This is a genomic window from Chryseobacterium echinoideorum (assembly GCF_007474535.1).
GTDB lineage: Bacteria > Bacteroidota > Bacteroidia > Flavobacteriales > Weeksellaceae > Chryseobacterium > Chryseobacterium echinoideorum.
In genome coordinates, this window is the sequence record NZ_VKNW01000004.1 from 270,880 (window position 1) to 284,124 (window position 13,245).

The 13,245-nt window shown below is 34.5% G+C and carries 13 protein-coding genes; 7 read left to right on the top strand and 6 right to left on the bottom strand.

The genetic code is table 11. The features are described from left to right. Nucleotides 1-50: 50 nt before the first annotated feature. The 5 genes from FOL89_RS07305 to FOL89_RS07325 all read right to left on the bottom strand — a co-directional run bounded on the left by FOL89_RS07305 (nt 51) and on the right by FOL89_RS07325 (nt 4,958). Nucleotides 51-1,058: a vWA domain-containing protein gene (locus FOL89_RS07305; protein WP_144282162.1), complete on the bottom strand. Its 1,008-nt coding sequence runs from the start codon at nt 1,056-1,058 to the stop codon at nt 51-53. Next, nucleotides 1,058-2,056 (bottom strand): vWA domain-containing protein, encoded by a 999-nt coding sequence (locus FOL89_RS07310; RefSeq protein ID WP_144282209.1) that lies wholly within the window; start codon nt 2,054-2,056, stop codon nt 1,058-1,060. Before FOL89_RS07310 ends, FOL89_RS07305 begins: the two co-directional genes overlap by 1 nt. Then, nucleotides 2,049-2,945: a BatD family protein gene (locus FOL89_RS07315; RefSeq protein ID WP_144282163.1), complete on the bottom strand. Its 897-nt coding sequence runs from the start codon at nt 2,943-2,945 to the stop codon at nt 2,049-2,051. The genes FOL89_RS07310 and FOL89_RS07315 overlap by 8 nt, the downstream gene beginning before the upstream one ends. Nucleotides 2,946-3,004: 59 nt before the next feature. Continuing rightward, entirely contained in the window at nt 3,005-3,868 is an 864-nt protein-coding gene (locus FOL89_RS07320) for a DUF58 domain-containing protein (RefSeq protein WP_144282164.1), read from the bottom strand. Between the two features lie 85 nt (nt 3,869-3,953). Continuing rightward, on the bottom strand, nt 3,954-4,958 hold the full coding sequence (locus FOL89_RS07325; RefSeq protein ID WP_144282165.1) for an AAA family ATPase: 1,005 nt from the start codon (nt 4,956-4,958) through the stop codon (nt 3,954-3,956). A gap of 250 nt (nt 4,959-5,208) precedes the next feature. Between FOL89_RS07325 and FOL89_RS07330 the strand changes: the two genes are divergently transcribed. The 7 genes from FOL89_RS07330 to FOL89_RS07360 all read left to right on the top strand — a co-directional run bounded on the left by FOL89_RS07330 (nt 5,209) and on the right by FOL89_RS07360 (nt 12,465). Next, complete coding sequence (locus tag FOL89_RS07330; RefSeq protein WP_144282166.1) at nt 5,209-5,679, top strand: DinB family protein; 471 nt, start codon at nt 5,209-5,211, stop codon at nt 5,677-5,679. 25 nt (nt 5,680-5,704) lie between these two features. Further along, nucleotides 5,705-6,094 carry a four helix bundle protein gene (locus tag FOL89_RS07335; RefSeq protein WP_144282210.1) on the top strand — a complete coding sequence of 130 codons (390 nt, stop codon included), beginning with the start codon at nt 5,705-5,707 and terminating at the stop codon, nt 6,092-6,094. A gap of 50 nt (nt 6,095-6,144) precedes the next feature. After that, nucleotides 6,145-6,885 (top strand): 23S rRNA (guanosine(2251)-2'-O)-methyltransferase RlmB, encoded by a 741-nt coding sequence (rlmB, locus tag FOL89_RS07340; RefSeq protein WP_089742963.1) that lies wholly within the window; start codon nt 6,145-6,147, stop codon nt 6,883-6,885. 74 nt (nt 6,886-6,959) lie between these two features. Continuing rightward, nucleotides 6,960-8,006: a DUF6263 family protein gene (locus FOL89_RS07345; RefSeq protein WP_144282167.1), complete on the top strand. Its 1,047-nt coding sequence runs from the start codon at nt 6,960-6,962 to the stop codon at nt 8,004-8,006. 162 nt (nt 8,007-8,168) lie between these two features. Then, complete coding sequence (locus tag FOL89_RS07350) at nt 8,169-8,387, top strand: hypothetical protein (protein WP_144282168.1); 219 nt, start codon at nt 8,169-8,171, stop codon at nt 8,385-8,387. A gap of 41 nt (nt 8,388-8,428) precedes the next feature. After that, nucleotides 8,429-10,972 carry a YfhO family protein gene (locus tag FOL89_RS07355; protein ID WP_144282169.1) on the top strand — a complete coding sequence of 848 codons (2,544 nt, stop codon included), beginning with the start codon at nt 8,429-8,431 and terminating at the stop codon, nt 10,970-10,972. Between the two features lie 185 nt (nt 10,973-11,157). After that, entirely contained in the window at nt 11,158-12,465 is a 1,308-nt protein-coding gene (locus tag FOL89_RS07360; protein WP_144282211.1) for a glycosyltransferase family protein, read from the top strand. 53 nt (nt 12,466-12,518) lie between these two features. On the opposite strand, the gene FOL89_RS07365 is transcribed toward FOL89_RS07360, so the two are convergent. Beyond that, nucleotides 12,519-13,154 carry a hypothetical protein gene (locus FOL89_RS07365; protein WP_144282170.1) on the bottom strand — a complete coding sequence of 212 codons (636 nt, stop codon included), beginning with the start codon at nt 13,152-13,154 and terminating at the stop codon, nt 12,519-12,521. Nucleotides 13,155-13,245 lie beyond the last annotated feature (91 nt).

Consider the following 13,245-nt stretch of genomic DNA (forward strand, 5'->3'; position numbering starts at 1 on the left):
TAAACAGCGGTTTAATTGTTAAAATTGGGTTAAAGTAATTACTTGTATAATTAAAGATTAAAGTCTCTCTTCGGATTAAAAATAAAAATAAACAGGAATAGGAATATTGAAGTTCCTAAAAAGTACTGATAATAATGATTCGCATTCTGAGAATTGACTACCGTATCCGTTTCGGAAGCTTTTTTACTGATTTCCTGGGCTATTCTTTGAGGTGCATCATTCATATTATTTCCGTCTATATAGATCCCGCCTGTAGATTCTGCCATTTTTTTGAGCGCTTCTGTCTGCCTTTTAGATATAACCGTCTCTCCATTTCTGTCAAATTTATATGCTTCAAGCTGACCAAATTCATAAACAGGAACAGGTGCACCTTCATCAGTTCCCACTCCTACAGAAGTAATAGTAATGCCTTCTTTATTGGCCAGTCTAATGGCAGCATTATCGTTTCCTTCATTATCTTCTCCGTCACTGATTAAAACTACCTTTCTGGAACCTTTGCTGATATTTTTAAATTTTCCGGAAGTAATTTCCATTGCCTGAAGAAAATCAGTTCCCTGAATCGTAATATTATCCGTTTTTAAATCTGATATATAAGTTTCCACAGAGCTGTAATCGGTAGTTAATGGCATTACTGAAACTGCTTCGCCCGCAAAAATGACAATGCCAATCTTATCATTTTTAAGTTCCTTAATGGTATTGATGATAATATTTTTGGCCTGAGTCAAACGATCCGGACTGATGTCTTCCGCATTCATTGAGTTGGAAACATCCATTACAAACATCACATTATTCATTTTCTGAACAGACTTTATTTTCTCTGATCCGCTCAGCAAATCCACAATCGAAAAAATAAGAAACAGTACCGCCAAAAAATAAAGCACTGGAAAAAATCTGATAAAAGAGGTGTTTTTCTCAAATAAGCTGTCATGAAATTTTGATTCTGCAAAAAGATTTTTCTTTCTTTTTTTCCAACGGAGATATTTTACGACAATGAATGCCAGAAGCGGTAAAAGCAACAGCAGAAGTAAGTATCCGTTATTTCCTAAATACCAATTCATCAGCTTATAAATTTATAAAGTACCCAACGTAATAGAGCATCAAAGACGAGCATTCCTAATGCTATCCACAGAAAAATTCTGAAATGCTCTTCATAGTTATAATTTTTTGCAACCTTAAGATCTGTTTTTTCAAGCGTATTAATATTTGAATAAATTTCCTGAAGTTTATTTTCAGAATTTGCACGATAATATTTTCCTCCCGTTGTAGAAGCAATTTCTTTCAATGTATCCTCATCAATAGAAACCGGCATTTCCTGATAAAAAAATCCAAATTCATCCACATCTACAGGCATCAGCGCATATCCGTTGGTTCCGATTCCTATACAATATACTTTGATATCATTTTCCTTCGCAAGTACAGCAGCAAGTTGTGGCGGAAACAAACCATTGATCTGATTATTCACCCCATCGGTCATTAAAATTACCACCTTACTTTTTGCCTTACTTTTTATCAAATGATTCACCGCAACAGCCAGACCGTCTCCCACAGAAGTTCCATCTATCATTTCTCTCTGATTAAGATTTTGAATTTCATTGATGACCGCATCATGATCAAAAGTCAGCGGAACTTTCAGAAATGCCTCCAATTTATAATTAACCAAACCAAACCTGTCATTCGGACGGTTTTTGATAAAATCAACGGCAATTTTCTTTAAGACAGAATATCGGTCCGGATCAAAATCTTTAGAAAACATACTCAGAGAAACATCCACAGCAAGCATAATATCTACCCCTTTTGTTTCGTCTCTATCCTGAGAAACAGAAAAAGTTCTGGGTCTTGCCATGGCAACAATCAATGCAGAAAGAATGATATATTTGGAAATTTTCAAAAGAAAAAGAACCGGCAAAATACCACTGTTCACTTCCATATTTTTGGTAGTCGGAACTTTGATTCCTTTTCTTTTTTTCTGACTTAAATCTCTAAATAAAAGAGGTATAAAAACAGCGAAAAGCAATAAAAACCATGGACTGTAAAACTCGAAATCTACATCAAACATCTTTTCTAAGGTTTTCAAATTCTATGTCTTCGGATGAGCGTTTCACGAAATCTTTTATTTCGCTGAAGTCTTTCTCCATCATTTGCTGATCCGGAAAAGTTTTGGCAAATTTTACCAGATCGCCTCTCAAAAATACGTCTTCCACAATTTTTTCGTTTTCCTGTGAAATCGTATTATTCTGTTTCATCAGAGAAATGAGATCATCAGTAAGCAAAACATCTGCCGGAATATTATATTGTCTGGTAATAAATTTCCTTGAAATATCAATTAATTCCACATAAAACGAGCGGTAATTTCCTTCTTCAATATATTTTTTCTTCTTTAATGAATCCAGTTCCTTTAAGGTCTGATTAGTGGCAACCACCGGAGACCCCTTGGTTTTTCTTCCATATTTCATAAACATTACAATAGCAATAATGAGGGCAATCAATGCCAAAGCTGCCAAAAGATACCATTTGTACAATTCCCAATAATCTGTAACTTCCAGCTGCACTTCTTTATTACTCATAATGTCATTGATCTGATCTTCTTTTTGCGCAGTATTAACAACTTCAATTTCGTAAGGAATCGTTTTCAGAATTTTTTCTCCTACTTTAAATTCTAGTTCGGGGATTTTAAAAGTTCCCTCTTCATAAACAGCAAATTCTATTTTTCTTTCATAAGTATTAGCACTAATACCGATACTGTCTTTTATTTCTTCAAAATGAAAAGGTAAAAGCTCATTTTCTGGAGCAGTGATGACAGATTTACTTCTCAGATTATCAATTTTAATAACTAAATGATCTACCTCTCCCAGTGCCAGAGTTTTTTTCTCCAGATTGGAAGAAAGGAGTTGTGCAAAAGAACTTACACAAATTAAAAAGGAGAGTAATAAAAGTAATTTTTTCAATTTAATTTATCATTCAAGGTTAAAGTTAGAACGTGAGGTTATAAAATCTCAATTCTTATCTATTTTCTCTGAAAATAATTATATAAAAGCTTAGAATAATCTGTGCCAGTATTGATATTGAGCAACTCTGCGGAAGAATTGGCAAAATCTTCTTCAAGCATTCTTATTTTTTGTTTTTGGGCTTCCGCAAAAGTATATCTCCATCTTGCACTGGATGTATTTACCCAGATCTGCTTTCCTGTTTCTGCATCATTCAGCAATGCATATCCTACATCGGGAATTTCATTGTCTTTTTCATCATACACTCTCATTCCCAAAAGCTGATGTTTTTTGGATGCCACACGCAATGTTTTAGGATCATATCCATCTTCAAAATCAGAAATCAGAAATACCAGAGATTTTCTTTTGAAAATTCCCATCATATATTCTAAAGCTTTATCAATTTTTGAAACAGCAGGTATATAATCTGCCGTTAAAATATGACTGATGATTGATAAAATGTGCTTTCTTCCTTTTTGTGGCGGAACCACTTTATAGACTTTGTCAGCAAAAAGAATTAAACCCACTTTATCATTGTTTCCTGCCGCAGAAAAACCGAGACTTGCTGCAATTTCTGCTGCATATTCTCTTTTGAGCTGAGTTTTTGTTCCATAATCCATGGATGCGGAAATGTCCACCAGAATCATCATCGTTAATTCCCGCTCCTCTTCCATCACTTTTACAAACGGTTCGCGAAAACGCGCTGTTTTATTCCAGTCGATTCTACGGATTTCATCTCCGAACTGATAAGGACGCACTTCCGAAAACGTCATTCCCTGCCCTTTAAAGGCACTATGATACTGTCCCATCAGCGAAGATTCCGTTTTCCTTCTGGTTCGGATCTCTATCTGCTTTACTTTTTTTACAATATCTTTTATCTGCATAGTTTCAAATGTAACAATGTATCAGTTTATCAATATAACAATCTCAAAAATTGCCAAACTGTTACATTGGTCAATTGCTACATTATTATGGTGCTTCTATTTTTGCTAAAATTCTATTGACAATTTCTTCTGCCGAAATCTCTTCTGCTTCCGCTTCAAAAGTCAACCCGATTCGGTGTCTTAAAACATCATGTGCCAAAGCTTTCACATCTTCAGGAATCACAAATGCTCTTCCTTTAAGAAATGCATACGCTCTGGAAGCAATAGCCAGGTTGATTGATGCTCTTGGAGAAGCCCCGAAGCTGATATAATTTTTCAAATCAGAAAGTCCGTATTTTTCAGGGAAACGCGTGGCAAAAACCATATCCAGAATATATTTTTCAATTTTTTCATCCAGATAAATCTGATTGACCAAAGATTTTGCTTCCATAATATTTTCCAGAGAAATCACCTGCCTGATTTCCGGCTGATGTGAGGTAGAAACCATTCTCATAACCTTTCTCTCGTCCTCAAATTCAGGATAATCTATTGTACATTTCAGCATAAAACGGTCACTTTGCGCTTCAGGCAAAAGATAAGTACCTTCCTGATCAATCGGGTTTTGAGTGGCTAAAACCAAAAAAGGTTTTGGTAGTACCATCGTTTCGTCTCCTATAGTTACCTGCTTTTCCTGCATGACTTCCAAAAGAGCCGATTGTACTTTTGCAGGAGCTCTGTTGATCTCATCCGCTAAAACAAAATTGGCAAAAACAGGTCCCTTTTTTATAGAAAAATCATTGTCTTTGATATTAAAGATCATCGTTCCCACTACATCTGCAGGAAGCAGATCCGGCGTAAACTGTATTCTGGAAAACTCACCATGAACAGCCTCTGCCAAAGTCTTTATTGCTAAAGTTTTTGCCAAACCGGGAACCCCTTCCAGCAAAACATGCCCGTTTCCCAAAAGCCCGACCAGAAGTCGGTCTATCATGTATTGCTGCCCGACAATTGCTTTATTGATTTCCTGCCTCAGAAGAGTAAAAAAGTAATTCTGTTCTTTCACTTTTTCTGTAAGTTGGCGGATGTCTTCTGCTTGATATGAATCTGACATAGTTTAATTTAAAATAATGGGTAAATTTCTGATAAATACTTGCATTAATCAACACAATGAATGCCATTTTTGAGTTAAAGTTTGTTAAATAAATTCCGAAATAAATTTATTATTTGCGAATAGTTTCTCATAAAACCAATAAACACAAGGAATAATTTCATAAAAAAATGTAATATTTCAAGGATTAGATGATTTAAGAATTGTCATTTTCAGTTTATTAAACTAATTTTGGAGATTAAAATTCTGCAAAATGAATTATCATTTTCAAGCACACAGACAAGTCAGAAAAAACCTTTTAGATATTCTTCAAAATACTTCTCATGAAGATCTTTTGCTGATTCCCGATGGTTTTAACAATAATATTTACTGGAATATTGCCCATACAGTTGCCACACAGCAACTGCTGCATTATTATCTGAGCGGAAATCCTTTCAGAATAGATAAATACTGGATAGAAACCTACAAAAAAGGAACTTTACCTAACCTGAATGTTCAAAAATCTGAAGTGGAAGATCTTGAATTTTTGCTGACAGAAACTTCTAAAACTTTAATGAAAGATTTTGACAGCGATTTTTTTTCAGACTATACTCCTTATACCACAAGTTTCGGAATGGATCTGAAAAGTATTCAGGATGCTATTATTTTTAATAACCTTCACGAAAGTCTGCATTATGGCTATGCAATGGCGCAGAAAAGAGCAGTTTTGGGAGAAAAGTATTAAGGTTCAATGTTTAAAGTTTAAGGTTATGGCAACAGTCAATAAATTTGAAGACTTGGAAATATGGAAATTATCAAGAATTTTATGCGCTGAGATTTTTGAAATTATTGAAACTACAAATCTTAAAAACAACTTTAGATTAAGTAACCAGATTGATGGTTCATCCGGTTCAATTATGGATAACATTGCTGAAGGATTTGAAAGAAACGGAAATAAAGAATTCATTAATTTCCTTTCAATCGCTAAAGCATCTTGTGGAGAAACAAGATCACAATTGTACAGAGTATTTGATAGGAATTTTATAACTCCTGAAAAATTTGAAAATTTAAAAGAACAGACAGAAATATTGAGCAGAAAAATAGGCTCATTTATAAATTATTTAAAGAATACAGACTTGAAAGGGGCAAAGTTCAAATAACAGACAGTAAAAAACATTGAACTTTAAACCTTAAACGTTGAACGATACATATGAAAGACGATTTTATATTTGGGCTCCGTCCCGTATTAGAAGCTATTGAAGCTGGAAAAACGATTGACAAAATTTTTGTACAAAACGCATTGCAGGGAGAGATTTATGCAGAACTGAAAGCTATTTTAGCTAAAAATAAAATCCGTCCCAATTACGTTCCTGTAGAAAAGCTAAATCGTTTTACAAGAAAAAATCATCAGGGTGTGGTGGCTTTTATTTCTGATGTACCATTCCACAAAATTGAAGATATTGTTCCCGAATTATTTGAGCAGGGGAAAACTCCTTTCATTCTGATTTTAGACCGATTGACAGATGTCAGAAATTTCGGAGCCATCTGCAGAACCGCAGAATGTGTGGGAATTGATGCCGTAATTATTCCTGAAAAAGGCGGAGCTCCCGTTAATTCTGATGCCATCAAAACTTCTGCAGGTGCAATGTACAACATCAAAATCTGTAAAGAACCCAATTTGGCGCATGTGGTAGATTTCCTGCAACAAAGCGGAATTTCTGTATTTTCGGCAACAGAAAAAGCTCAAAAGCTGATCTATGATGTAGATTTTACTGAACCTTGCGCCATCGTAATGGGAAATGAAGAAACAGGAATTTCAAAAGAAGTATTGCACCATTCCGACGAAAAAATAAAGCTTCCTATTGAAGGAAAAACCCAATCTCTTAATGTTTCTGTAGCTTGTGGAGCTATTTTATATGAAGCAATGAGACAAAAACTTACAAAGATTTAATTTAACCTACATTCATATCAATTAGAAATTTTCGTTTATCTGAAAAATCTATCTGATTCAAAAAGAAAAATTTTATGAAAAAAATATTTGCATTAGCCATAATTTCGTTAGCCGTTGTTTCATGTAAAAAAGAAACGGCAACCATCACCAAAGTAGATCCTAAAACCGGTAAAACCATTACGGTAGAAGTTCCTGCAGATTCTGTAAAAGAAGTAAAAGCCGATGCAGCAATTAAAGATTCAGCAGGTATTTTTAAGCAGACTTTTAAACTGGAAAAAGGAAAAACCTATCCTTTAACAACTTACCAGAGAGATACCAAAACCATGACTGACCCAGAAGGGAAAAGCATGAGCGGAAGCAGCGAATCTACAGATGAAATGAGTTTTACCGTAAACGATATTAAAGGAAATGTGTATGATATGACCATCAATCTTATTTCGAAAAGAAACTCACAGTCCGCACAAGGGAAAACCATTGTGGTAGACACCAATCAGCCGATTCCAAAAGATGACAATCTTAAAATGATCTGGAATGTTAATAAAGCACTTACCGGAAATAAACTGAATATGAAAATGGACACGAGCGGCAAGGTAATTTCCATTACTGGCTTTGATGCAGTTTACACCAAAATTTCTGATGCACTAAAAAACATTGTAAAAGATGCTAATCAGAGAGCAAGCGTGGTGGCAAGTCTTAAAGAAACTTTCAACGAAAAAGTGCTAAAAGATCAGTTTGAAAAAAATCTTTCTGTAATTCCTAAAAAAGGAGTAAAAATCGGAGAAAAATGGACTACTTCTGAAAGTGCTGATGAAGCAGGAAAAATAAAAGTTACCTCAAATTATGCTTTGAAAAGTGTAGGAAACGGGGTTGCTGAGATTTCCATTACCGGAGGAATTCCTAAAAAAACTGAGAAGCAGAGCCAGAACGGAATCAACCACAGCATGAGCAGCGAGCTTCAGCAAAACGGAACGATAAAGTTTGATCAAAATACAGGATGGATTCAAAACCAGAACATCAGTGTAAAAACCACTCAGGTAGAAACCATTTCAGACGGAAAAGAGTCTAAATCTATGAAAAGTGTTTCAAATTCATCGGTGATGGTAAATCCTTCATCCAAATAAATGAATTGTACAATTTGAGGTTCAGTCATATATCTAAATTGAACCTCGAATTTCAAAATTGAATATTAAAGTAATAAGATTATGAAATTGCCAAACCAGAATTTCCCTATAAATTCTGAAATAAGCAATAACATCATTTAAAAAAACAATAAATATCTACCTATGAAATTTATTTTTGAGTTAATTCTCGCAACGATTATTATTTTCTTTGTCTGGAATATTTTAAAAAGAATGTTTTTTAAGTCTTTTTACAAGTACACTGGTTTCAGACCGCAAAATAATCAGCAGGAACAAAAGAAAAGCTCAAAACCGAATATTGAACAGAAAGTGAAATGGGATGCGGAAACTGTTGACTATGAAGAGGTGAAAGACAAAAAATAATTTTAAAAAAGATTGAAAATTAAATCTATCTAATGACCAAAATGGCAAAAAATAAAAACTTAATATACGTTGCAGCTTCACTGGTTGTATTCTTATTATTGGCATTTTTATATTCTACTCCTGTATTTACGGGAAAACAGCTTTTCCAGCACGATATTGTACAATACCGAGGAGGTGCTAAAGAACTCATTGACTACAGAAATAACTTCGATAAAGAAACCTACTGGAGCGATTCTATGTTTGGAGGAATGCCAACCTATCAGATGGGAAGTCGGTTCGAAGGTGATATTATCAAAAAAATCGACAGCTATCTCAATATTTTGCCGAGACCGGTCAATTATCTCTTTTTATTATTTTCAGGCTTTTTTCTTTTGGGAATGGTTGCTGTAAGAAACTGGAAATATGCACTTTTGGGAGCCACATTTTTTGGTCTCTCCACTTATTTTTACATCATTATTGCAGCCGGACACAACGGAAAAGTAAATACCATAGAATATTTCGCTCCGCTTTTGGCTGGAATTTTACTCGTCTATATTAGAAAAAAATACATTCTCGGATTTATTATTACGACTCTTTTCTTCGGATTGCAGGTGGCTGCAAACCATCCGCAAATGACCTACTACCTCTTTTTGGGATTAGGATTTTTATTTATTTCCGAATTGGTAAGAGCCATTCAGAAGAAAGTTCCGATGAAACATTTTCTGGTTTCGTCAGGAATTGTTGCTGCATCATTGGCAATTGGAGTCGGAATGAATTCCCAGAGAATTATGGCAAACTCCGAATACATTAAAGAAACAGTAAGAGGAAAACAGATTCTCAACACTGAAAATAATACCGCAGGAAACTCCGGAATGGATAAAAAAAGTATTCTGATGTGGAGCTACGGAAAACTTGAGACACTGAATCTTTTTATTCCAAGACTGATGGGAGGCGGAAGCCAGGAAAATTTCACCGATTCTTATAAAAATAAACTAAGAGAATCTTTATCGGGTCAGATTGATGATGGGCAACAATTAGAACAGGCGATTGAGAGCATCAGTCAGCAGACAACACCTTATTGGGGAGACCAGCCCGGAACTTCCGGACCCGCTTATCAGGGAGCTGTAGTATGCTTTTTAGCATTACTAGGATTCTTTTTTGCGCCGAAGAAATACCGCTACTGGATTTTAGGTGCCACTATTTTAACAATTTTATTAGCATGGGGAAGCAACTTTATGTTTCTATCGGATTTCTTTATTGAATATGTTCCTTTTTACAGCAAATTTAGAGCTCCTTCTTCTATATTGGTGGTGGTAGAATTGTTATTTCCACTCATTGCAATAATGGGATTGTACAGTTTTTTCAAGAGTGAAAAACTGGACGCAGACTACAAAAAGAAAATTCTTACTTACGTAAGCGGAGCAATATTCGTCTTTACCCTCACCCTTATTTTTTTCGGAAAATCTTTATTAGATTTAACGAATTCCAGAGAAGCCGAAATACCAACTTTCATCTTGGATGTGTTGAAAGAAGATCGTTTTAAATTATTCAGAATTGATGCCATCAAAGCCTTATTATATATAGGAATTACTGCAGCAGTTTTATTCTTTGCTTTAAAAGAAAAACTCAATCAGAATATTGCACTTATTATTATCGGAGCAGTAAGTTTATTTGATCTGTGGACAGTAAATAAACGCTATCTGAATGACGACAATTACGTAGATAAAATTTTTGCTGAAAACCCTTTTCAGACAGAAGGCACAGAATATCTGGCTGAAAAAGTGGGTGACAATGCTAATCTGCAATCAATTTTGGCAAGCATTCCAACCAACAAAGTTCTGGAAACTATTGCCGAAAAAGATAAAAAACACTACAGAATTTACAATCAGGTTTTAGGGGTAACCAGTGAAACCAATACCTCATATTTCAAATCTTCAGTAGGAGGTTATCATGCAGTGAGACTGAGAAGATTTGATGATGTAATGAACAGATATATTTCTAATGTTGACAGCATCAAAACACCAAAAATTCTCAACCTCCTCAATACAAAATATATGATTTTCGGTGATCCTTCACAACCACAGGTCGTTCCTAATCCGAATGCCAATGGAAATGCATGGTTCGTAAGTGATATGAAATTTGTGAGTACACCGGACGAAGAAATTAAATTAATTGGAGACATTGACACTAAAAAGACTGCGGTAATCAATGCAGAAGACAAAGCGTATTTCAATGGTAAAAATGTACAGCAGGACTCTACCGCTTCGATCAATCTCACAAAATATGAACCGAACGAACTAGAATTCAAATCACAGTCGAAAACCGGACAGTTGGCTGTTTTCTCGGAAGTATATTATCCTCACGGCTGGAAAGTTTTTGTGGATGAAAAAGAAGTTCCTTACATTAAAGCAGATTATTTTTTACGTGCCGTACACGTTCCTTCCGGAACTCACAATATCAAAATGATTTTTGAGCCTCAAGTAATCGAAAAAGGAAAATGGATTTCTCTTATTTGTTTTGGATTATTCATTGCATTGAGTGCTTTCGGGATTTTCTGGATAAACAAAAAGAAAAAGAAAGAAACTCAGTTTAAAGAAGAAGCTTAAATGCTATATTGTCATTCTGAACGAAGCAAAGCGCAGTGAAGAATCTCCAAAAACTAAATACAATCACAATGAAAAAATACAGCGATCCAACTTGGAGGTTCCTAAATGATGAAATTAAATGAGATTCTTCATTCCGTTTCACTTCATTCAGAATGACAAAAGAAAGCAGGATTACATTAAAACTCATGGAAGATAAAAAAATTCTTATCATTACTTATTACTGGCCTCCTGCAGGAGGACCGGGCGTTCAGCGATGGCTTAAGTTTGCAAAATATCTTCCTGATTTTGGTTGGAAACCTATTATTTACACCCCGGAAAATCCCAGTTACCCATTATTAGACAATACTCTAATGAAAGATGTTCCTGAAGATTTAGAAATTGTAAGAACAAAAATATGGGAACCTTATCAACTGGCTGAAAAACTCAATAAAAGCAATAAAAAATTCAAAGCAGGACAGTTTGATGTAGGCACAAACCAAAGCTGGAAATCTAAACTTTCGATCTGGGTGAGAGGAAATTTTTTCATTCCTGACGCAAGAGTTTTTTGGGTAAAACCTTCTACCGAATTTCTTGAAAAATATCTGAAAGAAAATAAGATAGGCACGGTTGTTACTTCAGGACCACCCCACTCCATGCATCTGATTGGTTTAAATCTAAAAAAGAAATTTCCTGAATTACAATGGATTGCCGATTTTCGTGATCCGTGGACGGAAATTTCCTATTACAAACATTTAAAACTCACCAACAGATCCGATAAAAAACACCGTTTTTTGGAAAGCGAAGTTTTTAAAAATGCAGATATTACTTTGGCAACAAGCTATACTGATGCGGAAAATTTCCGAAAAAACGGAGCCAATGCAATCTGTATCACTAATGGATTTGATGAGACAGATTCAAAATCTGAAATTCTCAGACTTTCAGACACTCATGCTAAATTCACACTCAGCTATATCGGTGTTTTAGAACAATTGAGAAATCCTGAAAACCTTTGGAAAGCATTAGAAAGTTTAGTGCAAAAAAACTCAGATTTTGCTGAAAATTTCAGCTTAAAATTTGTTGGAAGAATCGACGACAAGATTTTAAATACCATTGAAAAATCTGTATTGAAAAATCACATTTTGAATCTGGGCTACGTTTCGCATGAAAAAGCTGTAGAAGAAATGTCAAAATCATCACTACTTCTCATTACCAATTTTCCGGGTGAAGCTTCTAAAGGAATTATTCCGGGTAAAATTTTTGAATATTTAGCGACAGGAAAACAGATTATTTCTTTCGGACCCAAAGAAGCCGATGTTTCCAAAATTTTAGATGAAACAAAAGCAGGAAGACATTTCAGTTATCATGATTCTGAAGAAATTGAAGATTTTATCTTAAACAAATTTGAATCATGGAAAAATGGAGATTTTTCGCAAAATACTCAAAACATTGAACAATTTTCAAGAAGAAACTTAACGAAACAGTTAGCAGAAATATTGGATAAAAGGTCTCTTTAAAATTTCATTCAATAATTTAAAAAGAGCTTTATTAAATTGCTAAATGACAATTGCTAAATCGTCCATTCATCATTAATCACAGCAACCAGGTAATACTTGCCCTCAAATTTCTCAAAAACAAAACGGAGTGAGTTCCAATCCATACCGCTGTATTTTTCCGAACCTGAAATGTAATTCTCTGTGAAATCAGCATCAGGATAAATTTCTTTAAGATTGTTCAAAGAATTTCCGCTTCCCTGAAACCTATTGAATGAGTATTTTGATTGAATAAAGTCTTTTTTAAAAATCCATTTTTTAAAATAATTATTAATCGTCGCCTGATAAATTTCACCTGTTCCGTCACGAGATCCCCAAGTAAATATTGTTTTGGTAGGAAAATACTTCTGAAAATCCGCTTTGGAAAAATGTTTATCTTCATTTCTGTTAACAAAGGCGTACATAGAAAATCTCACCCCTTTTTCCGGATGAATACAATCTGAAAATGTTCCATAATTACCCAGCTTTATTGCCTGAAGCAAATCATCATTCATTTTCTCTAATATCACTTCCTTAGAAAATGATTTCTGACTAATTTCGGCTTTTTCATCTGGTTTTTTAATAGTATCAGAAGAAACTGCGGAATTTTCGCTCACCTTCTTTTCACATGAAATAAAAAAAAACATCAGAAATATGATAAGGAAATGTTTCATAACTAAAAATTTGTCCGGTAAGTTCAAAACCAATGCCGAATTGATCTAAAAGACTTTGGTAATTTCGCACAGGAAACTTTTGATTTTGTAA